Source organism: Nocardia flavorosea (assembly GCF_015477805.1).
Lineage (GTDB): Bacteria > Actinomycetota > Actinomycetes > Mycobacteriales > Mycobacteriaceae > Nocardia > Nocardia flavorosea_A.
This window is the reverse complement of record NZ_JADLQL010000002.1, coordinates 157205-178128: the sequence shown is the minus strand read 5'-3', so window position 1 is coordinate 178128 and position 20924 is coordinate 157205. Positions and strand designations below refer to the sequence as shown.

Here is a 20924-nt window from a genome sequence, read left to right as displayed (position 1 = left end):
GCGGCGTCGACGCCCGTATATCGTCGCGGCATCGCGTGGATGCCGGAGGACGTGGGAATCAGTGCACGATCGAGGCGATATGGTGCCGGAGCACCCGATCTGCCGAGCCTGCGCGGGCGCCGTGCGGGTACACGAGTTCGAAAGCCAATCCGCTGAGCAGGGCGACCAGCCGCTCGGTTTCGAGTTCGATATCGGTGACACCCACCCGTTCCAGGGTTTCGGCGATGACGGCCCGGTCGCGTTCGCCCATCCAGCGGGTCTCGGCCTCCAATCCACCCACGAGTCGCGCGTTCGCGATCAGCTCGGTGCGGGCCAGCAGATCGCGGTGGTTGCCGAGGCCGAGGAGCAGGGCGCGTGCGACGGCCTCGAGGTAGTTGCGCCGGTTCGTCACCGTGGTGCGACGGTGGGCTTCTTCGGCCGCGGCGAGCAGGCGGTCCTGGTTCAGTTCGAGTGTTTTGGCTACGGTCATCAGCATCCCGTAGCGGTCGCCGTACAGCCGGCGCAGTGTTTTTCCGTCGACGCCCGATCGGTCCGCGACCCGCCGCGGGGTCGTTTCACCTACGCCACGAGTGGCGATCAACTCCAGCACTACGTCGAGTACGGTGTCTTTCTCGTTGCTCACGAACGTACATCGTGCCGTCGCGCCGCTTCCCCCGGTTCACCAGTGCGTCCCGGGAACCCAGCGGGCGGCGCGGCGCAGGACCGTCCCGGTGCCCCGGGCCGCCCTTGCCCGTACGCGGGGCAGCGGGCCGGTTGCTCGCCGGACAGGTGGGGCTTCCTCGTCTTCGGGGATGCTCGTCTCCACGTCGCGCATCATGGGGAGTCGTGATTGCGGCAGCGGTTCGGCCTGTTCGCCGCGCGCGGCCGGTGAGTCGGGAATCATCCGGTAGTAGCGGTGCAGGACGAGGTCGCGGATACGCGGAGCGAAGAGGGCGCCGTATTCGCCGAGCGTGCCGACCGGAACGTCGATCCGCCGGGGGCGTTCGGTGAGGGCGCGGACGATCGTCGCGGCCGCCCATTCCGGTGATTCGGCCGGGCCCTGGTTGCCGGTGGGAGCGATCATCGGGGTGCGGACCAGCGGCATGTGGATGGTGGTGAAAGTGACCCCGTCGGCCATGGTCTCCACCGCGGCCACCTCGGTGAACTTGTCCAGCGCGGCCTTGCTGGCCAGGTACGCGGAATACCGCGGGGTGGCCACCTGCACGCCGGCGCTGCTGATATTGACGATATGGCCGGATTTTCGCTCCCGCATCTGCGGGAGCAAGGCCAGTGTGAGTCTCAGCGCGCCGAAGTAGTTGACGGCCATGGTGCGTTCGTAATCGTGCAGCCGGTCGGTGGAGCGGTGGATGGCCCGCCGGATGGAGCGGCCTGCATTGTTGACGAGCATATCCACGTGGCCGTGTTCGGTGAGGATCTCCGCCAGCGCCGCCTCGACCGACGCGGTATCGGTGATATCGCAAGGGTATCCATGGGCCGTGCCGCCGGCGGCCCTGATCTCGTCCACCGCGGCGCCGAGTTCGTCCTCGCGGCGGGCGAGCAGCAGCACGACCGCGCCTTTCTTCGCCACCGCCAGCGCCGCCGCCCGGCCGATCCCGGACGAGGCGCCGGTGATGAGGACGTGGCGCCCGGTGAGGTCGCGTTTGCCCCGGTGGTTTCCGTTTGCGCTCATCGGCAGCCCCTCTGTGCAGGTCTATCCCGGCCGAACTTACTCCAAAGTAAGAAAGCGCGCCAGGGTCGAGTCTGTTCGAAAGCAGGTTCGATTACCGTTCTCATTGTTCGAACATATGTGCGATAATTGGGTTCATGACGGACGATCGGATGGCGGATATCTATGCCGCGGTGCGGCTCGGCGGCGTGAATCGAGAGGCGGCGCGGCAGGCGCTGCACCTGCTGTGGGATCAGCTCGGTACGGACGGGGAACCGCTGCATCGAAGCGTGATCGCCCACCACCTGGCCGATCTCCAGGACACGGCCGAGGGGGCATTGCTCTGGGACACCCGGGCGCTCGACTCGGCATTCGTGCCCGGCGTTCCGCTCGACGACGGACTGCTCGGATTCCTGCCGGCGCTGTATCTGAGCCTGGCCGACAGCCACCGGTTGGTCGGCGACTTCGATGTGGCCCGGATGCAGCTGGCCCTGGCTCGCGGGCATGCGAGCGTGCTCGCCGACGATGCCTACGGGCGGGTTATCCGGGCCGGAGTGGACCATGTCGCAACCCTGCTGGCAGCCGAGTCCACCGACCGAGTGGCCTGCTGAGGCGGCGTATGGGATGGAGTAACGGTCCACCCAGCTGGGCGGAATTGGAACGGGTGCTGTCCGGGCGCGCGAAGCCCGGACAGCAACCCGGCGACGGCGGCGACGCCCCAGCATGGAGCCGCAGCCGCGGTGAGTACCGGGCCGAACCGCTGGTCCGGCCGGCGGGGCCGGTGGTCCCCTACGCGGAACTGCATGCGCATTCGGCGTTCAGTTTCCTCGACGGCGCCTCGCCGCCGGAGGAGATGGTCGCCGAGGCCGCGCGGCTGGGTCTGTCGGCGATCGCGCTCACCGACCACAACGGGTACTACGGGGTGGTGCGGTTCGCCGAGGCCGCCGCCGAATACCGCATGCCCACGGTGTACGGGGCCGAGCTCACCCTGGTCGGAACCGGTACACCGCAAACCATTTCGAATGCCCGGGTAGGTTCTGCCCGGTCACGCAACGGCGCCGATCCGGTGCGTCGCAACGGCGCTGATCCAGTGCTTCGCAACAATGTCGATCCAGTGCTTCGCAACAATGTCGATCCAGTGCTTCGCAACAATGTCGATTCGGTGCTTCGCAATGATGCCGGCTCGGTGCAGGGCGCGGATGCCGATCCGATATGGCGCACGGGTGCCGGACCGGAACTGCTGGGGAATGCGGACTCTCCACCCCGTACCGGTATTCCGGATCCGGGAGGGGAACATCTGCTGGTGCTGGCGCGCGGACAGGAAGGTTATCGGCGGCTGTCCCGGGAACTCGCAGCAGCGCATATGGCAGCGGGGGAGAAGGGGATTCTGCGTTACGACCTCGACGCGCTCACCGCGGCAGCCGGCGGGCACTGGCAGATACTCACCGGCTGCCGCAAAGGCCGCGTGCGACGGGCACTGGAACACGATCTCGGGGACGGGGGGCGACCGCTACGCACCGAAGCGGCCCTGCGTGACCTGTGCGAACGTTTCGGCGCCGACCGCGTCGCGGTGGAGCTCACCCGCTACGGACTGCCGGGCGACGATGAGCGCAACAGCGCACTCGCCGCGGTGGCGCACCGGGCGGGAATCCCCGTGGTGGCGACCACCGCCGCCCATTTCGCGACTCCTGCCCGCGGCCGCCGCGCCGCCGCGCTGGCCGCCATCCGGGCCCGGCGCAGCCTCGACGATCTCGCCGGCTGGCTCGCGCCCACCGGCGGCACCCATTTGCGTTCGGGTGCGGAAATGGCCGGCCTGTTCGAGGAATTCCCGGCTGCCGTGGCGAATTCGGTACTCATCGCACAGGAGTGCGCATTCGATCTGAAGCTGATCGCGCCGCAACTACCGCCGTTCGATGTGCCCGCCGGCCACAACGAGAACTCCTGGCTGCGTGAACTCACCCGGCGCGGCGCCGCCGGCCGGTACGGGCCGCCGTCGGGGAATCCGGCAGCCTACCGGCAGCTCGAACACGAACTCGCCGTGATCGAGCAACTCGGGTTCCCGGGCTATTTCCTGGTGGTGCACGATATCGTGCGGTTCTGCCACGAACACGACATCCTGTGCCAGGGGCGGGGTTCGGCCGCCAATTCCGCGGTCTGCTTCGCCATCGGGATCACCAACGTCGATCCGGTCGCCAACAAGTTGCTGTTCGAACGCTTCCTCTCTCCGGAACGGGACGGGCCACCCGATATCGATGTGGATATCGAATCGGATCGCCGCGAGGAGGCGATCCAATACGTGTACCGCAGATACGGCCGGGAGAATGCGGCGCAGGTGGCGAATGTGATCACCTACCGCGGAAAATCCGCGGTACGCGACGCCGCCCGCGCGCTCGGTTTCGCACCCGGCCAACAGGACGCCTGGAGCCGGCAGGTGAGCCGGTGGACCGGGGTGGGCGCGGAAACCGGCACCGATATCCCCGCGCCGGTACTGGAACTGGCCGCCGATATCGAAGGGCTGCCACGGCATCTGGGAATCCATTCCGGAGGAATGGTGATCTGTGATCGGCCCATCGCCGATGTATGCCCGGTGGAATGGGCGCGGATGGCCGGGCGCAGCGTCCTGCAATGGGATAAAGACGATTGCGCCGCAGCGGGTTTGGTGAAATTCGACTTGCTCGGGCTGGGTATGCTCTCCGCATTGCACTACATGATCGATCTGGTGCGCGAACACATCGGAGTGACAGTCGAACTGCACGCCCTGGACCTCACCGAACCCGCCGTATACGAAATGCTGTGCCGTGCGGATTCGGTAGGGGTTTTCCAGGTGGAATCCCGTGCCCAGATGGCGACCCTGCCGCGGTTGAAACCGAAGAACTTCTTCGATCTGGTGGTCGAGGTGGCGCTGATCCGGCCCGGACCCATCCAGGGCGGCTCGGTGCATCCCTATATCCGCCGCAAGAACGGGCTCGAAAAGGTCACCTTCGATCACGAGGCACTACGGAACTCGCTCGAGCGGACTCTCGGCGTACCGCTGTTCCAGGAACAGTTGATGCAGATGGCGGTGGACGTCGCCGGATTCACCCCGGTGGAAGCCGATCAGTTGCGCCGCGCCATGGGATCGAAACGCTCTCCGGAGAAAATGGAGCGGCTACGCGGCCGGCTCTACCAGGGAATGCGCGATCTACACGGGATAACCGGCGACCTCGCCGACCGTATCTACGAGAAACTGCTCGCCTTCGCCAACTTCGGTTTCCCCGAAAGTCATTCACAGAGCTTCGCCGCCCTGGTGTTCTACTCCGCCTGGTTCAAACTGCACTATCCCGCGGCATTCTGCGCCGGATTGCTGCGGGCGCAGCCGATGGGCTTCTACTCTCCGCAGTCCCTGGTCGCCGACGCCCGCCGGCACGGGGTCGCGGTGCACGGCCCCGATATCAACGCCGGCCTCGTCGAGGCCACGCTGGAACAACAGGGCACCGAGGTACGACTGGGGCTGGCCTCGGTACGCGGTATCGGTTCGGACCTCGCGGAAAAAATCGTGGCGGCACGTGCGGAAGGCGGACCCTACACGTCTTTCCTCGACCTCACCGGACGCGTGGAAATGACAATTCCGCAAGCGGAGTCATTGGCCACCGCGGGTGCGCTCGGCTGTCTCGGGTATTCGCGCCGCGAAGCACTGTGGGCGGCCGGCGCCGCCGCGGGCGAACGCGCCGACCGGCTCCCCGGAACCGGCGCCTCGACCAGCACACCCGCCCTGCCCGGAATGAGCGACCTCGAACACGCCGCCGCCGACGTCTGGGCCACCGGGATCTCACCGAACAGCTACCCCACCCAGTTCCTGCGCCCCCGCCTCGACGCGCTCGGAGTGATCCCGGCCGCCGGGCTGCTCGCCGTCCCCGACGGGACCCGGGTCCTGGTCGGCGGTGCGGTCACCCACCGGCAACGGCCCGCCACCGCCGGCGGGGTCACCTTCCTGAACCTGGAAGACGAAACCGGCATGGTGAACGTGGTGTGCTCGGCCGGCCTGTGGACGCGATACCGCCGGACAGCACAGAGCGCGACGGCGCTGCTGATCCGCGGACGGGTCCAGAACGCCGAAGGAGCGGTGAGCATCTACGCCGAACACCTGCGCCGCCTGGATATGCGCATCGGTTCACGCTCCCGCGACTTCCGTTAGCTGTGTTTATTTTGCGCCGCCTGCGGCGGCGCGGGTTTCGGCCAGCAGGGACGGGCCGAAACCTTTCAGGGCCCCGTAAGACTCGGCTCCGCGGCTGGTTGCGTTGGTGTGGTTTGTGCGGTCCGGTCCTCGGACGGGGCCCGGTGTTCGGGGTACCGGATCCCGGGAAACGCATTACGCTGCCAGCATGCGAAGGCTCGGGGTGTTGTTCGTGGTTCTGTGCGGTGCGGTGCTGCTGGCCGGGTGCGGTAGCGATTCCGGATCCACTTCGCATGCCCCGGCGTCGGCGGAGGGCGGGGCACCCGCCGCGACCCCGGGTTTCCGGATCCAGCAGTCGCCGGCCCGGGAGCAGGCGCCCGCGCCGGACAACGGGCCGCAGGTCACCGATCGTAAGGAAGTCGTCACGGGGACGGTGGATCTGACCGCCGACGATCCGATCGCCGCCGCGCAGGCCCTCGCCGACCGCGTGGCCCGGCTGGACGGGCGGATCGATCAGCGCACCGAGAACCCCGGCACCGAGGACGACGATCCGCACGCGAATCTGGTCATCCGCATCCCGGCCGGCGACACCGATGCGTTCATCGACGGTCTCGGGGAGGTCGGTGAGGTCACCGAGATCAGTACCAACCGCGACGACGTCACCCTGCAGTGGCAGGACCTCGACGCCCGGATCACGGCCCTGCGCGCCTCGGTCGACCGGCTCCGCGACCTGATGGCCCGCGCCGCCAACACCGCCGACCTCATCGCCGCCGAGGAAGCTCTCGCCGACCGGCAGGCCGAATTGGACAGCCTCACCGGCCAACGGCGTTACCTCGACGACCAGATCGGCCTCTCTACGCTGACCATCGATATCAGCGCCACTGCGGCGAAGAAAGGCGATACCGGACCAGCCAACTTCTGGGACGGTGTGGTCGACGGATGGAATTCGCTGATCGACTGGCTGAGGGATGCCGTGGTATTCGCCGGGCAGGCACTGCCGTGGCTGGGCTTCCTCGCCGTACTCGGCGCGATCGTCGCGGCCATCGTCCGGGTCTTCCAGAAAGGACGTGACAAAATCCGCGGTACCGCTACGGTCGCCCCCGGGGCGGGATCCGCAGCCCCGCACGCCACCGCAGTGCCCGCCGACGGGCCCGGCACGGCCGGGGAATCCGCGGCAGCGGCGGCTTCGCCGAGCCCGACTGCGGATATTTCCGGTACGGCCGGTGAACGTGCGGCATCGTCGCCCGGGACCGGTGCGCCCGCGAAGGAGTCCGCTCGGTCCGCGGATGATGCCGGCGGGTCTGCGGAGAAGTCGAGCGGATCGGCCGGGGAGTAGGCCGCGTGCCGACCACAGTGCGTGCGGTGATCAAGCCGAACAGCCGCAAAGGACCGCTGGTGGAAGAACTCCCCGATGGCACCTTGCAGCTATGGGTGCGGGCGCCGGCCGTCGAGGGCAAAGCGAACAAGGCCGCCACCGAACTGCTCGCGGGCTATTTCGGGGTCCCGAAGAGTGCGGTACGCCTTACCGCCGGTGCGACGGCCCGGCACAAAAGGTTCGAAATCGGCTGACCGCCGAACGGTGCGTCGCCGAGGAACATTTCGGATGCCGACGCCGGAACGCAGCCGGTGACAGGTCCGGGCCGAACGTAAAGGGTGAGGTACCTCACTCGCCCTGCGACCACGCGGCGACCGGGAGGGATAGGTAGACACCGAACTCGCTGAGCCCGGTGGCGGCCCGGATGCCCGCATGCAGCCTGTCCACCCGATCCTGGCGGTCGGCACTCCTGCTCTCGAACCATTTGGACTTCACCTCGATCACCGCCACCAAGCCGCTGCGATCCAGCGGGCTCAGTTTCCGGAAGCGAATCTCCACATCGCCCGGTTGCAGATTTCCGTCGTACGGTTCCTCGGGGCACTCCACGGCCTCGGATACCAGGTGCGGTAGCGCAGCCCCCAGTTCGCGAAGCGTCGATTCGGCGAGATCGGGCGCATAGGTCACTTCGACGATCGGCATAACGCGATCGTAGATCCGGCTCAGGACCTGCGGTCGGTACTAGACCGCGCCCGGAAACCCGTGCTGGCGCCACGCCTCGTACACCGCGACCGCTGCCGCGTTGGCGAGGTTCATCGACCGGCGCCCCGGCAGCATCGGGATGCGGATCTCTTCGGTGAGATGCTCGTCGGCGAGGACTTCGGCTGGTAGCCCGGACGGTTCGGCGCCGAAGAGCAGCACGTCACCGGCCCGGTAGGCGATATCTGTGTGTGGCGTGCGCGCTCTTGTCGTGAACGCGTACACCCGTTCGGGCCGCATCCGCGACCATGCGGTGGCCAGGTCCGGATGGACGGTCACCGAAGCCAGGTCATGGTAGTCCAGCCCGGCACGCCGCAGCTTGGCCTCCGACATATCGAATCCGAGCGGCTCGATCAGATGTAACTCGCTGCCGGTGCCGGCGGCCAGCCGGATCGCATTGCCCGTATTGCCGGGTATGCGCGGTTCGTGGAACATCAATCGGAACACAGCCGACCAGTCAACCAGGTGGGCGCAAGGTTTGCTGGGCACAGCCCCGCGCCGGGGCGGTTATCGGGTGGCGTACCGTTCCTCGACGGGCCACAGGCCCGGACGGACCCGCTCTGACCAGTTCGGAGGCACAGGGACGGCCGTTCCGCAAAGGCTCCGCGTTCACTGCACCGGGTGGCGGAGCCGGTCGGCTGCCCCATCGCGGCGCGCCTGCGCTGCGCTGCGCGATAGCGCCGTTGGTGGTCGAATGGGCTGTCCGATCGACTCTGGAGGGAGTAAAGATGGCCGTGCTGCAGGGTCACGGGGGTTCTGGCGACGACGGGGCGAGGACGGGTGATCCGGGAGGACCCGGCGGCCTCAGCCGGCAGCTGGCCAATCGACATATCCAGCTGATCGCGATCGGCGGCGCGATCGGCACCGGGCTGTTCATGGGGTCGGGTAAAACGATCTCGCTGGCCGGGCCCTCGGTGATTCTCGTCTACATGATCATCGGTTTCTTCCTCTTCTTCGTCATGCGCGCGATGGGGGAGTTGCTGCTGTCGAATTCCGGCTATAAATCGTTCGCGGATTTCGCGGGCGATCTGCTCGGCCCGTGGGCGGGGTTCTTCACCGGCTGGACCTACTGGTTCTGCTGGGTCGTCACCGGTATCGCCGATGTGGTGGCGATTGCCGGGTATGTCGCGTTCTGGTGGCCGGATCTGCCGCTGTGGATTCCGGCGCTGGTCTGTATCGCGGTGCTGCTGGTTCTGAATCTGCCCACTGTCCGCGCTTTCGGGGAAACCGAATTCTGGTTCGCGCTGATCAAGATCGTCGCCATCGGTGCGCTGATCGTGACCGGTCTGGTGATGGTGCTGACCGGATTCACCGGTGACGGCGGCACGCCGGCCTCGCTGGCCAACCTGTGGAACGACGGCGGTTTCTTCCCGACCGGCCCGATGGGCTTTGTCGCCGGATTCCAGATCGCGGTGTTCGCGTTCGTCGGTATCGAACTGGTGGGCACCACCGCCGCCGAGACCAAGAATCCCGCGCAAACCCTGCCCCGCGCGGTGAACTCGATCCCGGTCCGGATCCTGCTCTTCTACGTCGGCGCTCTCGTCGTGATCTGCGCGGTGACCCCGTGGCGTCAGGTATCGCCCGACGAGAGCCCGTTCGTGGCGATGTTCACCCTGGCCGGGCTCGGCATCGCCGCGAGCGTGGTCAACTTCGTCGTGCTGACCAGTGCGACCTCCAGCGCCAACTCGGGTATCTACTCGACCTCACGGATGGTGTTCGGCCTGGCCGGTGAAGGTAACGCGCCCGCGGTGTTCGGGAAACTGTCCCCGCGCCGGGTCCCGGCCAACGCGCTGCGTTTCTCCTGCGCGTTCCTGCTGATCGGCGTGGTGCTGCTCTATGCCGGGCAGTCGATCGTCGAAGCGTTCACGGTGGTCACGACCATCTCGTCGCTGTGCTTCATGTTCGTCTGGACGATGATCCTGGCCAGCTACCTCGTCTATCGCAAACGGCGCCCGCAGCTGCATGCCGCATCGACGTTCAAGATGCCCGGCGGGATCCCGATGGTCTGGGCAGTCCTGGCGTTCTTCGTTTTCATCGTCTGGGCGCTCACCCAGGAGAGCGATACCCTGCAGGCGCTGCTGGTGACACCGATCTGGTTCGTGGTCCTGGCGATCGCCTATCTGTTCGTGCGCCGTAGCCCGCACCACAGTGCGTTGCGGCAACAGCACAAGCAGAAGGTCCTCGCGGAGACCGCCGCACTGCGCTGAACCGGACCGGGCGGCGCCGCACTACCGGCAGGGAGCCGGTGGGAAGGCGTCACCCGGCGCCGGGAGCCCGGGTGTGGGCAGCTCGACCGCGCCGCGCCGGGCGGTGTCGGTCGGGATCCGTTCGAGCACTCCACCCGCGAACACGTCGTAGAGGGGGAGATTTTCCAGGTGGACGTAACCGATATGGCAGTCGCAGAGCGCACGCGAACAGGGGCGGGGCCGCAGCGCATCGCGATAGGAACCGTCGTAGAGGTTACCGAGCGGTTCCGGCACGAAATGGCAGCGGCGCACCGTGCCGTCACCGTCGACGGACACCACCGTATCGCCGGTCCGGCAGGCCCGGCCCAGTGAGCGGTGCGGGTCGCGGCTGAACCCGAAGAGCGGGTCCAGCGCAGTCCACTCGGCGGCGGCGGAATCGGTGTAAGTGTGGCCTTCGGCGGCGTTGATCCAGAGGTAGATATCGCCGGGCAGGTCGGCGCGGAGCCGCCGGGCACTGTCCAGGTGCTCCGGCAGGCCCACCATGCCCACGCTGAACCGGATGCCGGCCTCGGTCAGTTGCCCGGTCTTTTCGAGAAATCGCCGGTAGGGCGTCTGGCCGGGATGGTAGGTGCACCACAGTGCGACGGTGTCACGGTCGGCATCGCCCAGCCATTCGGTACGACAGCTCAGATTGGTCTGGATGGCGACCCGGCTCACCTGGGGCTCGTGGGACAGCGTCACCAGGGCCCGCCGGTACCAGGAGCGGACCAGACCCTCACCCCACGGAGTGAACAGCACCGAGATCCGGTCGCCACGCTGCGCACCGACCCATGCGGTGAAACGTTCGAGGGCCGCGCGGTCGGCGCGAAGCTGCGCGGGCGTATCGCGTCGTTTGGCGAACGGACAGTAGGGGCAGTCGTAATCGCAGGACGCGAGCGGTCCGCGATACAGCAAGGTCAGGTCCACGGCCGGTCACCGTAATTCGTAGTCGTCCATGGCGGCACGCACCGCGGGTGAGAAGAACTCGGGACCGATGGCATCGGAATACGCCAGTCCCTCGGGGGAGAGCCGCAGCAACCCACCGGTGGTTGCGGTGAGCCAGCCGCGGTCGGCGAGCACGCCGAGTTCGGCCGGGAAATCGGTATGCGGGTCGGTGCCGAAACGGCCGCGGTAATCGGCGATCACCAGCCCGTCCGCCTGCAGGATCGACTGGAGCAGGAAGCGGCGGCGGGCCTCGTCCTCGTCGATCTCACGGCCGTGGACGGCGTAACCGAAATCGGTGGTGGCGGTGTAACTGTCGATGATCGCCCGGATCTCGTTGATTCCTACCGCGTAGTCGAAGGAGTAGTGCAGGCCCCGGACGTAGGAACGGGCGCCGCAGCCGAGGCCGATCATGCCGTCGGTCTGGCACGAGTAGTCCTCGGGTCCGGTCGCCGGGGCATCGGCGCGGCGGAACATTCGCATGGAGCGCTGCTGATAGCCGTGTGCGAGCAGATGGTCGCGACCCTGCCGGTACAGCCGCAGGCGTTCGGAGTCCCACACCGTATCCGCGGCCTCGTCCCGGCGCCGGGACAGTCCGGTCAGCGGACGCACGTAGAGCGGATAGAGGTAGAGCTCTTCGGGCTGCCAGGCCAGCGCCGCGTCGAGGGAGGCACGCCAGCTCTGTGTGGTCTGCCCGTCGATGCCGTAGATGAGGTCGATATTCAGGTTCGCGATTCCGGTATCGCGGATCCGGGCCAGTGCGGATTCCACCTCCGCGCGCCGCTGCGGGCGTACCGCGGCCCGGGCCTCGGATTCGTCGAAGCTCTGGACACCGAGGCTGATCCGCGTCGCGCCACGCGCCGCGAGCACGGCCAGGCGATCGGCGGTCGCGGTGGCGGGGGAGGTCTCCACGGAGAAGCCGATACCGCGGAGATCGGCGCCCATGGTGTGCTCGGCGATATCGCATAATCGGGTGAGTTCGCCGGCATCGAGATAGGTCGGGGTGCCGCCGCCGAAAGCCGCGGTGGCGAAACGCAGTGGGGTACCCAGGGCATCGCGCACCGTTTCGGCCTGGCGGGAGAGAGCGTCGAGATAGCGGGTGGTGAGGTCGCCGGGCGCGCCGACCCGGGTGAACAGATTGCAGAAACCGCAGCGTATTTCGCAGAACGGGATATGCAGGTACAACGAGAGCGCGTCGCGCGGTTCACCGGCCCACAGATCCCGGAGCCGGCGCTGCGGGGCCAGCGGGCGGTAGGCGGTCTTGTGCGGGTAGGCGTAGACGTAACTCTGATAGGGCCGGGGGAGCCGGACGCGGGCGCGGGTCATGCCGGACCCTCGGTGCCTTCGCGGTCCTGCGCATCGCCGGAGTCCCGAGATGTATCCGGCACAGCGGGAGCCTTCGGGCCGCTACCGGCTTCCGCGGGTTCCAGGAAGAAATGGGCATAGGGGACCGTCCACACCACGTCGTGGCCGAGCCGGTGCCCGGTGTAACCGTCTTCCCCGTAGGCGGTGCCGTGATCGGAGCAGACGATGGCGAAACAGCGGCCGCGCGTCCGCAGTGCGTCGAACAGACGGGGCAGGTGACGGTCGACGTAGCGCAGCGCCGCGGCATGCGATTGCCGGGTGTCACCGGATTCCCGTGTCGCCCCGGGCAGATGGAACCAGTTCGGCTGGTGCAGGGCGGAGACGTTGAGGAACAGGAACAGTCGCCGATCGGCCGGAGTGCCGGCGATCAACTGCTCGGCGCGGGCGACCTGCGCCTCGAACGAGGTGGGCGAGGCGACCGAGAACTCCGGTTCCCAGTAGCTCTCGGCGAACAGACTGGGCAGGGCACTGCCCAGTGCCCCCTGTTTGTTGAAGAATCCCACCCCGCCGATACAGATCGTGCGGTAACCGACCGCCGCGAGTGCCGTCGGCAGGTCGGGGTGGTCGAAGACGAACGTGCCCGCGGCGGTGGTCTCACTACCCGCGAACCGGGCGGCGAACAATCGGGGATGCGGGCCGGGCTCGGCCGGCGTAGGCAGGAATCCGGCGAATATGGCCTGGTGGGAGGCATAGGTGAAACTGCCTGGGGCATGGCGTTGTTCCCATTGCCCGCCCGGGAGCATCGCCGTCAGATTCGGCAGCCGGCCCGAGCCGGCCTCCTCGACGGCCACGTCGAAGCGCAGGGTGTCGAGGGTGAGCAGGAGTAGATCGTCCCGGCCGACCACTTCGTTCATTTCAGGCCGGTACATGGACGTCCTCCGGTGCCGATGCGGTGCGCATGGCACCGTACCAGCGGGGTGCGGCGGCGACCTGGGCCGCGTAGGTATCCAGACCCGCCGCCGGTGTCCCCGGCAGGCCGGTGGTCCGGGGCAGCAGATCGCCGAAAGCGTTCACCTCGCCGACGACGAAGCGGCGCCAGCCGTGGGTGGGCAGCAGGTCCACCCCCACGCACAGGGTGGCGGGAAAACAGGCCGCGGCCTGTTCCGCGAGGTCGATGGCCCGGTGCCACTGCTGCCCTGCGGCTTCCCGGGCCGCCGCCGGATCGCCGCGGGAACCGCCGAGATGCAGGTTGGTGATGGGCACCGAAGCGGTGCGGACGACGATATGGGTGGCCCGCCCCGCGACGACCACCACCCGCAGATCGCAAGCGCGCCCGCGCAGTGTCGATTTGGGCACCCAGCGTTCGAGATGCAGGCCGTCCGGTGCGAGGCGGTCGACGATCGCGGCGATCTCGGGCTCGGTGCGGTAGCGGCGGACGCGCAGGGAATTGTGCAACGCCCCCTCGGCAGTGAGTTCTACCGAGGTGGTGGCCCGGACCGGACCGCGCGGATGAGCTTCGACCGCGAGCACCCCGGAGGCCGAAGATCCGTGCGCGATCTTCACGAACATCCGCCGCAGACCCGGTACCCGCAGATGCTCGCGGATATCGTCCCAGCCGGTGATCGGCTGCCCGCGACCCGATGTCGGCGATTCGGGCACCGCGACGCCCGCCGCGGCCAGCCGGGCATGGCAGAGCCGCTTGTCGAACAGCACCGCCAGCTCCGCCGGATCGTCGAGCCGGATTCCGCCGCGCAGCGAGGCCACCGCGGAACCGAAGGCGCGGTACCAGCGGGCCGTTCCCTCGACCCGGGTCGGATCCGTGACCCCGCGCAGCAGCCGGTCCACCCCCGGTTCCTCGCCGGGCGAATCCAGCCGCACCAGTTCGTCCTCGGCGAAGGTATGTCCGCCGTCGCGAAGGACATCGAGCCATTCGACCACTCGCGGCGCAACCGCCGCCGACTCGGTCACCGCCGCGCAGAACGACCGGACCCGCCGGTTCGCCCCGTTGCCGACCACCACCCAGCGGTAACCGTCCGCGTTGTGGGCGGCCGTCATCCGCTCACCGAGACGTATCGGTGGGCGAGGAACGGGGTCGCCCCGGCATCGGAAAGCTCTTCCGCCGGCTCGAGGTACTCGGGCATTCTCTTTCCTCTCCGTGAGCCGATACCGGCTCGATATCCGGGATCGTTCTACCAACCCGGTCCGACATGCCGAGATCGAGCCGGTGCGCCCCGGCCCCCTCGTATCGAGGAAACATGCTGCCGCGGAACACTGTCGGTGCTCACCGATACCTTCCATTGGACAACGGCGCGAGCGTGCCGGAACGGGAGGAAGCGCATGTATCGCCAGGGAGACGTCCTGATCGTTCCCATCGCGGAGGAGGCGGCCGCCCCGGCCGCGCGGTGGCTGCCCACCCCACGGGATCGGCGGGGCCGGATGGTGCTCGCGCTCGGCGAGGTGACCGGCCACGCCCACGCGATCTCCTCGCCGGGAAAACTCTTCCACGATCCGCACACACCGAATTCCATGGTGCTGCATCTGCCGGAGGGCGGGCGGGTGGTGCACGAGGAACATGCCGCGATCGGGTTGCCCAAGGGCTGGTACCGGGTGGTGCGGCAACGCGAGTACGTACCGGGAGCGGTCCGGATCGTCGCGGACTGACCCGGCAACCGGCAACTGCGGACAGACAGGAAACAGAACGACGTTGACCGATTTCGAACAGTGGCGGGCGATTTCCGCGAGCACCGGCCCCGGCGATCGCGCGGCGGCCGAAGCGGGCGTGCGACTCGCCTACGCGAGCGCGGGGCTGCCCGCGCCCGACCGGATCGTCTGGGCTCGCTCACCTCTGGAAGCTGTGCGGCTGCTGCACCCCGAGCAGCTGGCGCGGGCCGGCCGGTCGGTACGTGAACAGGTGCGTACCGCGCCGTGGGCGGCCGCCCGCGACCGGTCGCACGCCGAGTTGGGCGCGCGGGAATTCGCGCGACACTGGCAGGTGACCGGCGCGCCCCTCTGGGAATCGACCGAACCGATCGTCGACCGTATCCGCGCCGGCGTCGTCGCCGCGGCCGCCCCGGTGCCCGAGCCCACCGATTCCGGAAGCGACGCGCAGAAGGAAGCGCTGCGCGCTGCCCGCAGCGCGGAGTTGCGGGTCCGGATGCTGCTGCTGGACGCGGTGACGGGTCAGCACGACGCGGCCTGGCTGTCGGCATTCGATACGTCCGCCGGCTCGCCACTGGCCGGTCTGGCCGCGGTGGCCCGGGAAACCGGGTGGTGGTGGCCCTACGAGAACCTCGCGGTGCTCAGCGAACGCCCTACCGCCCTGCATCGCGACGAGGCCGGGCGCTTGGACTGCGGGGACGGTCCGGCCGTCGGCTATTCCGACGGGTTCGGCCTGTATGCCTGGCGCGGCATGCCCGTACCCGGCGAATTCCTGGACGAACTCGTCTCGCTGACGCCCGAGCGGATCCGGGCCGAGGAGAACGCCGAACTACGCCGGGTCATGCTCGAGTACTACGGCTACGACCGCTACCTGGCCGAATCGGGCGCCCAGCCGCTGCAGCGCGACGAAACCGGGATCCTCTGGCGTATCGCGCTGCCCGACGACGAGGATGTCGTCATGGTCGAGGTGGTCAACTCGACACCCGAACCGGACGGTACCTACCGCACCTACTGGTTGCGTGTCCCGCCGGCCACCCGCACCGCGCGGGAAGGTGTCGCCTGGACCTTCGGCCTGACCGCCCCGGAGTACCAACCGGTGGCGCAGACCTGAGCGGCCGCATCTGGAACAATCGCATCCGTGACCGACGCCGAGACTGTGACCGAGGGCGATCCCGGCACCGGTAGCCGCCTGGCCGTGTTCCTGCGCTGCCATCTGCCGATGGTGGTGGTCGTCGCGGTGATCGCGGTCGCCGTGGTGTTCGTCGCGCAGGACCGGTGGCGGCGCGGCGCGTTCTTCTTCGGCGGTGCGACGCTGATCGCCGCAGCGTTCCGGCTGTGCCTGCCCACGGTGCGGGTGGGGTTGCTGGCGGTGCGCAGCAAACCGTTCGATGTGGGGGCGCTGACCCTGCTGGGCAGCGTGATCGTATTTCTCGCCGCCACCATCAACACGCTCGGCGTGAGCTGATACCGGGGCGGGACCGCGCTCGGCGGCCCGGTCCGCCGCCGGTGTGATGCCGCGTCAGCGGTGTGCGCGCGTCAGCTCCATCGTCTGGACCAGCAGCTTGCCGATCGCCTCGGCCTCGGTGAGGAAGGCGTCGTGACCGTCGCGCGAGGAGATCACCTCGAAATGCCGGCAGCCGGCCAGCCCCTCGGCCAGTTCCCGCTGAGTGTGCAGCGGGTACAGGCGGTCGGAATCGATACCGCCCACGATGCACGGCACCTCGGCTCTCGCCATCGCCGCCTCGATCCCGCCGCGACCGCGGCCGATATCGTGCCGGTTCATGGCCTCGCTCAGTAGCACATAGGTGGCCGGGTCGAACCGTTTGCACAGTTTCTCGGCCTGGTATTCGAGATAGCTCTGCACCGCGTACCGGCCGCCGTCCCAGGGGTCTTCACCGGTCTGCGGGCTGTTGGCGAACCGGCTGTCCAGTTCGACCTCGGTGCGGTAGGTGAGATGCGCGATCCGCCGCGCAATACCCATTCCGGCCATCGGTGCCCGGCCGGTGCCGTGGTAGTTCCCGCCCTGCCAGTCGGGGTCGCCGGTGATGGCGGCGATCTGAGTGGTCTGGGTGCCGATCTGGTCCGCGGTCGCACGGGCGCCGACGGCGAGGATCAGTGCCGCGGCCAGGCGCTCCGGTGCGCAGAGCATCCATTCCAGGACCCGCATACCGCCCATCGAACCGCCGATCGCCGCCGCGATCCGGTCGATACCGAGCAGGTCGAACAACCGCAGTTCGGCGCTCACCTGGTCGCGGATGGAGATTTCCGGGAAGCGTGCCCCCCACGATGCGCCGTCGGGCGCCGGGGACGCGGGGCCGGTACTGCCCTGACAGCCGCCGAGCACATTGGTGGCGACCACACACCATTCGTCGGTGTCGATGGGCGCGCCCGGCCCGACCATCCCGTTCCACCATCCGGGTTGCGGATGATCGGCATCGGGTTCGCCCACCACATGGGAATCGCCGGTCAGCGCGTGCTCGATGAGCACCACGTTGTCCATGGCCGGGGACAGTTCACCCCAGCGCTGGACGGCCAGCCCGACCGCCGGTATATGGGCCCCGTTCTCCAGGGGGAGATCGCCGATCTCGATCACGCCGAGCGTGCCGTCGGGCGGTGGTAGCTGCGCCACGGGTACGGCCGTGGTCTGTTCGGTGCTCACCCTCACGCGATGGCTTCCGCCCGCCGGGCCGCGACCGGCGGCGATAGCCGAGCCATATGAGTCACGGTCGTGAGGTGGGCGGGGATCCTGCCGTCGATCATCTCGTGCTCCAGAAAATAGGGGGTTGCTCGCCGCGATACGGAGTGCCAGGGTCGAGGCGACCAGCACCGGCACATAACGGCGACCTCCTGACATGCGCTTGCTCCCGGCTCTCGGAAGCCCGGTCATCACCCGGAGCACCCCACCGCAGCTGGAGGGTTGCCGGCCAGCGAGCCGGGGCTTGGCGCTGGCGCTCATGACCTGTTCAACATGGTAGCGGTGGGGTGTGGCGGATCGAAATCGGCATGGTGCGCCACCGGGTAACCTTGTGGCACGACTCACTCTGTGAAATCTCACGGCCGGGGCTGGCTGCACCGTGCGATCATCACAAGCAGTACGCTCGTCTTGGTTACATCAGACGTCTCGTGGACAACGCGGGATGTATACGTTGTCTGTTGAACAGCTGGGGTCCGCTCACAAGCGTGTTCGCCTGGTTGTGCAATGAGGGCACCATCTTAGGAGGACACGAAGATCCATGTCCAAGATCAAGGTTGAAGGCACCGTCGTAGAACTCGACGGCGACGAGATGACCCGGATCATCTGGCAGTTCATCAAGGACAAGCTGATCCACCCGTACCTCGACCTGAACCTCGAGTACTACGACCTCGGCATCGAGTACCGCGACAAGACCGACGACCAGGTCACCGTCGACGCCGCGAACGCCATCAAAGAGCACGGCGTGGGCGTCAAATGCGCGACGATCACCCCCGACGAGGCCCGGGTCGAGGAGTTCGGTCTCAAGAAGATGTGGCGGTCGCCCAACGGCACCATCCGCAACATCCTCGGCGGCACGATCTTCCGCGCGCCGATCATCATCTCCAACATTCCCCGCCTGGTCCCCGGCTGGACCAAGCCGATCATCATCGGCCGCCACGCCTTCGGCGACCAGTACCGCGCCACCGACTTCAAGGCGTTCCAGGCCGGAACCGTCACCCTGACCTTCACCCCGGAGGACGGCAGCGAGCCGATCGTCCACGAGGTCGTGAAGATGCCGGAGGACGGCGGCGTCATCATGGGCATGTACAACTTCAAGAAGTCCATCGAGGACTTCGCGCGCGCCTCGTTCAACTACGGGTTGCAGCAGAACTACCCGGTCTACATGTCGACCAAGAACACCATCCTGAAGGCTTACGACGGCATGTTCAAGGACACCTTCCAGGAGGTGTTCGACGCCGAGTTCAAGACCCAGTTCGACGCGGCCGGCCTCACCTACGAGCACCGGCTGATCGACGATATGGTCGCCTCCTCCATGAAATGGGAGGGCGGCTACGTCTGGGCCTGCAAGAACTACGACGGCGATGTGCAGTCCGATACCGTCGCGCAGGGCTTCGGCTCGCTGGGCCTGATGACCTCGGTGCTGCTCACCCCGGACGGCAAGACCTGCGAGGCGGAGGCCGCGCACGGCACCGTCACCCGGCACTACCGCCAGCACCAGCAGGGCAAGCCGACCTCGACCAACCCGATCGCGTCGATCTTCGCCTGGACCCGTGGCCTCGAACATCGCGGCAAGCTGGACAACACCCCCGAGGTGATCGGTTTCGCGCAGACTCTCGAGGATGTGGTCATCAAGACCGTCGAGGGCGGCCAGATGACGAAGGATCTCGCGCTGCTGGTCGGTGGCGACCAGGGCTACCTCACCACCGAGGAATTCCTTGCCGCGCTCGACGCCAACCTGGCGCGCGCGCTGCGCTGACAAATCCGCGGCCCCACGGCACCGGCGTGCGAACAGCACCCGGATCGTGGAGCCGCAGCCTTCCGGGGCGCCGAGAACAGGGCTGTGTTCTCGGCGCCCTTTGTCATGGGTCCGGGAGTGCGGATCCCGCTCGTCCGGATATCGCCGTTCAGTAGCCCTTCGCGGGTCTGTTCGGATCGGCCTGCTGGACGGCGGACTGCAGGTTGCTGCCGTCGGGGTCGACATCGTATCGATCCATCACGTAATTCATGCTGGCCGCGACATTTGCGACCGGATCGTGGATATCGGTGGACGTGCCCCGCACGTGGTATGCCCGGAAGGTGCTGGGGATCGTCTGCGTGAGTCCCCGTGAATTCTGCCCCGCCGCGGCATTGCTGTCCCAGTTGTTGACGGCATTGGGGTTGCCGCCGGACTCTCGCGCGATCAACACCAGGTATCCACGCGTCCAATTCTCCCGGGCCTCGGGATCCTGGATGCCCAAGGCGTCCAATGCGCCGGAGATGGCCGCGGCGGTGCTCGTATTGCCGGTGTAGCGGGAGTAGTCGGACTCTGCGGACGACAGGTACGTCGGCCGGTCGTCTTCCCGCTCATCGTCCCGATCGCGTTCGTCGTCACCCGCCACCATGTCACCCAGCGGCATCATGGGGAATATCGGCGGGAAGCTCCCGCTGTTTCCGGCGGCGGTGGTACCGGTGTTACCGAGGTCGGGGGTGGCGGCCCGGCCGAGATCCGAGGTGCCGCCATCGATGTGGTAACTCTGCTCGCCGATCCACGATGCGGCGGACTCGGTTTCTCCGAATACATCGTCGACCGTATCGAGGACGAGCTCGAGAAGCTTCGTCTCGGTATGTGCCGGCAGCCTTCCGTTTCGGTCCAAGGGGTACGAGCCGCCCAGGCGTATTTGCAGAGCCTGCACATGGAATTTGATGGCCGTGAGTTTCGTGCTGGAGGCGTCGTAGGTGCTGTCGGCGGAAAGCAGCACCTGCTCGTGCTGTCGTTGCAGTGCGTGCCGGATCGTGTCCACCTGCGCGATTTTCGTGTTGTAGTTCTCGATCATGATCGAGTTGTCACCCGGCTGGACCAGCCGCTGGGTGTCCAACATGTCCAGCATGTTCACGGCCCCGGTCGGTGCCCCGGTGGCCATCAGATCGGCACAGTTCTGGATCGCCTGTTCGGCGGCGTCGAGGACCGCGGCGAATCCACTACTCGCTCCCGGCGGTGAGGCGAGTTCGACCTGCCAATACCCTGCGGGTCTCATCGAAATCCGGCACCTTCCACAGCGTCCATTATCGCTGTGGAACGGTCCTTCTCCCCAGGAATGGGTAGGAGGCCGGCCGGCTGCCGCACCGGAGCCGTCGACAGCGCGAAAGTGCATGGAGCTATGGCGCCCGAGGATGGAAACTGGCACGCTGTCAACAAGCGGCGGCGCCTGCGGCCCGCGGTTTACGCTGTAGCACGGTGATCCCGGAGGGTG

The 20924-nt window shown here is 67.6% G+C and carries 18 protein-coding genes, 1 pseudogene and 1 riboswitch; of the genes and pseudogenes, 9 read left to right on the top strand and 10 right to left on the bottom strand.

The window, feature by feature from the left end; translation table 11 throughout:
* Nucleotides 1-58 precede the first annotated feature (58 nt).
* Together IU448_RS09825 and IU448_RS09820 are read right to left on the bottom strand one after the other, a co-directional pair.
* Nucleotides 59-622, bottom strand: coding sequence for a TetR/AcrR family transcriptional regulator (locus IU448_RS09825; RefSeq protein ID WP_195055290.1), 564 nt, complete (start codon nucleotides 620-622; stop codon nucleotides 59-61).
* Between the two features lie 36 nt (nucleotides 623-658).
* Nucleotides 659-1633: pseudogene (locus IU448_RS09820) on the bottom strand (SDR family NAD(P)-dependent oxidoreductase); the annotation flags it as partial.
* A gap of 170 nt (nucleotides 1634-1803) precedes the next feature.
* Here IU448_RS09820 and IU448_RS09815 point away from each other — a divergent pair.
* The 4 genes from IU448_RS09815 to IU448_RS09800 all read left to right on the top strand — a co-directional run bounded on the left by IU448_RS09815 (nucleotide 1804) and on the right by IU448_RS09800 (nucleotide 7367).
* A complete protein-coding gene (locus tag IU448_RS09815; protein WP_195055288.1) occupies nucleotides 1804-2256 on the top strand; it encodes a hypothetical protein in 453 nt (150 codons plus the stop codon).
* Nucleotides 2257-2264: 8 nt separating this feature from the next.
* A complete protein-coding gene (locus IU448_RS09810) occupies nucleotides 2265-5819 on the top strand; it encodes an error-prone DNA polymerase (protein ID WP_195055287.1) in 3555 nt (1184 codons plus the stop codon).
* A gap of 187 nt (nucleotides 5820-6006) precedes the next feature.
* Nucleotides 6007-7134, top strand: coding sequence for a DUF4349 domain-containing protein (locus IU448_RS09805; protein ID WP_195055286.1), 1128 nt, complete (start codon nucleotides 6007-6009; stop codon nucleotides 7132-7134).
* Between the two features lie 5 nt (nucleotides 7135-7139).
* A complete protein-coding gene (locus IU448_RS09800; protein ID WP_195055285.1) occupies nucleotides 7140-7367 on the top strand; it encodes a DUF167 domain-containing protein in 228 nt (75 codons plus the stop codon).
* Between the two features lie 94 nt (nucleotides 7368-7461).
* On the opposite strand, the gene IU448_RS09795 is transcribed toward IU448_RS09800, so the two are convergent.
* Nucleotides 7462-7812: a hypothetical protein gene (locus IU448_RS09795; RefSeq protein WP_195055284.1), complete on the bottom strand. Its 351-nt coding sequence runs from the start codon at nucleotides 7810-7812 to the stop codon at nucleotides 7462-7464.
* A gap of 39 nt (nucleotides 7813-7851) precedes the next feature.
* Nucleotides 7852-8316, bottom strand: coding sequence for a tRNA (cytidine(34)-2'-O)-methyltransferase (locus IU448_RS09790; protein WP_195055283.1), 465 nt, complete (start codon nucleotides 8314-8316; stop codon nucleotides 7852-7854).
* Between the two features lie 281 nt (nucleotides 8317-8597).
* On the opposite strand from IU448_RS09790, the gene cycA reads away from it, so the two are divergent.
* Nucleotides 8598-10076 carry a D-serine/D-alanine/glycine transporter gene (gene cycA, locus IU448_RS09785; protein ID WP_195055282.1) on the top strand — a complete coding sequence of 493 codons (1479 nt, stop codon included), beginning with the start codon at nucleotides 8598-8600 and terminating at the stop codon, nucleotides 10074-10076.
* Between the two features lie 21 nt (nucleotides 10077-10097).
* On the opposite strand, the gene IU448_RS09780 is transcribed toward cycA, so the two are convergent.
* Genes IU448_RS09780 through IU448_RS09765 form a run of 4 tightly spaced genes read right to left on the bottom strand, consistent with a single transcriptional unit; the run spans nucleotide 10098 to nucleotide 14396 of the window.
* The gene (locus IU448_RS09780; RefSeq protein WP_195055281.1) at nucleotides 10098-11021 is read right to left on the bottom strand and encodes an STM4011 family radical SAM protein; all 924 of its coding nucleotides are present in this window, start codon (nucleotides 11019-11021) and stop codon (nucleotides 10098-10100) included.
* Nucleotides 11022-11027: 6 nt separating this feature from the next.
* Nucleotides 11028-12362 carry an STM4012 family radical SAM protein gene (locus IU448_RS09775; RefSeq protein ID WP_195055280.1) on the bottom strand — a complete coding sequence of 445 codons (1335 nt, stop codon included), beginning with the start codon at nucleotides 12360-12362 and terminating at the stop codon, nucleotides 11028-11030.
* Nucleotides 12359-13255 (bottom strand): STM4013/SEN3800 family hydrolase, encoded by an 897-nt coding sequence (locus tag IU448_RS09770; RefSeq protein ID WP_195055279.1) that lies wholly within the window; start codon nucleotides 13253-13255, stop codon nucleotides 12359-12361. The genes IU448_RS09775 and IU448_RS09770 overlap by 4 nt, the downstream gene beginning before the upstream one ends.
* A gap of 1 nt (nucleotide 13256) precedes the next feature.
* Nucleotides 13257-14396, bottom strand: coding sequence for an STM4014 family protein (locus IU448_RS09765; protein WP_195055278.1), 1140 nt, complete (start codon nucleotides 14394-14396; stop codon nucleotides 13257-13259).
* 282 nt (nucleotides 14397-14678) lie between these two features.
* Here IU448_RS09765 and IU448_RS09760 point away from each other — a divergent pair, with 282 nt between their 5' ends.
* The 3 genes from IU448_RS09760 to IU448_RS09750 all read left to right on the top strand — a co-directional run bounded on the left by IU448_RS09760 (nucleotide 14679) and on the right by IU448_RS09750 (nucleotide 16464).
* Nucleotides 14679-15002: a hypothetical protein gene (locus IU448_RS09760; protein ID WP_195055277.1), complete on the top strand. Its 324-nt coding sequence runs from the start codon at nucleotides 14679-14681 to the stop codon at nucleotides 15000-15002.
* A 43-nt stretch (nucleotides 15003-15045) separates the two neighbouring features.
* Nucleotides 15046-16110, top strand: coding sequence for a DUF6745 domain-containing protein (locus IU448_RS09755; protein WP_195055276.1), 1065 nt, complete (start codon nucleotides 15046-15048; stop codon nucleotides 16108-16110).
* Between the two features lie 108 nt (nucleotides 16111-16218).
* Nucleotides 16219-16464, top strand: coding sequence for a DUF3017 domain-containing protein (locus IU448_RS09750; protein WP_195056196.1), 246 nt, complete (start codon nucleotides 16219-16221; stop codon nucleotides 16462-16464).
* Between the two features lie 54 nt (nucleotides 16465-16518).
* Here IU448_RS09750 and metX read toward each other — a convergent pair whose 3' ends face one another.
* On the bottom strand, nucleotides 16519-17664 hold the full coding sequence (gene metX / locus IU448_RS09745) for a homoserine O-acetyltransferase MetX (RefSeq protein WP_324188555.1): 1146 nt from the start codon (nucleotides 17662-17664) through the stop codon (nucleotides 16519-16521).
* Nucleotides 17665-17848: 184 nt separating this feature from the next.
* A riboswitch (SAM riboswitch) is annotated at nucleotides 17849-17959 on the bottom strand.
* Between the two features lie 273 nt (nucleotides 17960-18232).
* On the opposite strand from metX, the gene IU448_RS09740 reads away from it, so the two are divergent.
* Nucleotides 18233-19450 carry an NADP-dependent isocitrate dehydrogenase gene (locus IU448_RS09740; protein ID WP_195055274.1) on the top strand — a complete coding sequence of 406 codons (1218 nt, stop codon included), beginning with the start codon at nucleotides 18233-18235 and terminating at the stop codon, nucleotides 19448-19450.
* A 148-nt stretch (nucleotides 19451-19598) separates the two neighbouring features.
* Here the strand turns inward: IU448_RS09740 and IU448_RS28825 are convergent, their stop codons facing one another.
* Entirely contained in the window at nucleotides 19599-20708 is a 1110-nt protein-coding gene (locus IU448_RS28825) for a transglycosylase SLT domain-containing protein (RefSeq protein ID WP_228812578.1), read from the bottom strand.
* Between the last annotated feature and the right edge of the window lie 216 nt (nucleotides 20709-20924).

Coding starts and splice junctions, on each gene's coding strand:
- IU448_RS09760 (WP_195055277.1), top strand. CDS start 14,679: ATGTATCGCCAGGGAGACGTCCTGATCGTTCCCATCGCGGAGGAGGCG.
- cycA (WP_195055282.1), top strand. CDS start 8,598: ATGGCCGTGCTGCAGGGTCACGGGGGTTCTGGCGACGACGGGGCGAGG.
- IU448_RS09815 (WP_195055288.1), top strand. CDS start 1,804: ATGACGGACGATCGGATGGCGGATATCTATGCCGCGGTGCGGCTCGGC.
- IU448_RS09740 (WP_195055274.1), top strand. CDS start 18,233: ATGTCCAAGATCAAGGTTGAAGGCACCGTCGTAGAACTCGACGGCGAC.
- IU448_RS09805 (WP_195055286.1), top strand. CDS start 6,007: ATGCGAAGGCTCGGGGTGTTGTTCGTGGTTCTGTGCGGTGCGGTGCTG.
- IU448_RS09750 (WP_195056196.1), top strand. CDS start 16,219: ATGGTGGTGGTCGTCGCGGTGATCGCGGTCGCCGTGGTGTTCGTCGCG.
- IU448_RS09765 (WP_195055278.1), bottom strand. CDS start 14,396: ATGACGGCCGCCCACAACGCGGACGGTTACCGCTGGGTGGTGGTCGGC.
- IU448_RS09795 (WP_195055284.1), bottom strand. CDS start 7,812: ATGCCGATCGTCGAAGTGACCTATGCGCCCGATCTCGCCGAATCGACG.
- IU448_RS09810 (WP_195055287.1), top strand. CDS start 2,265: ATGGGATGGAGTAACGGTCCACCCAGCTGGGCGGAATTGGAACGGGTG.
- IU448_RS09770 (WP_195055279.1), bottom strand. CDS start 13,255: ATGAACGAAGTGGTCGGCCGGGACGATCTACTCCTGCTCACCCTCGAC.
- IU448_RS09775 (WP_195055280.1), bottom strand. CDS start 12,362: ATGACCCGCGCCCGCGTCCGGCTCCCCCGGCCCTATCAGAGTTACGTC.
- IU448_RS28825 (WP_228812578.1), bottom strand. CDS start 20,708: ATGAGACCCGCAGGGTATTGGCAGGTCGAACTCGCCTCACCGCCGGGA.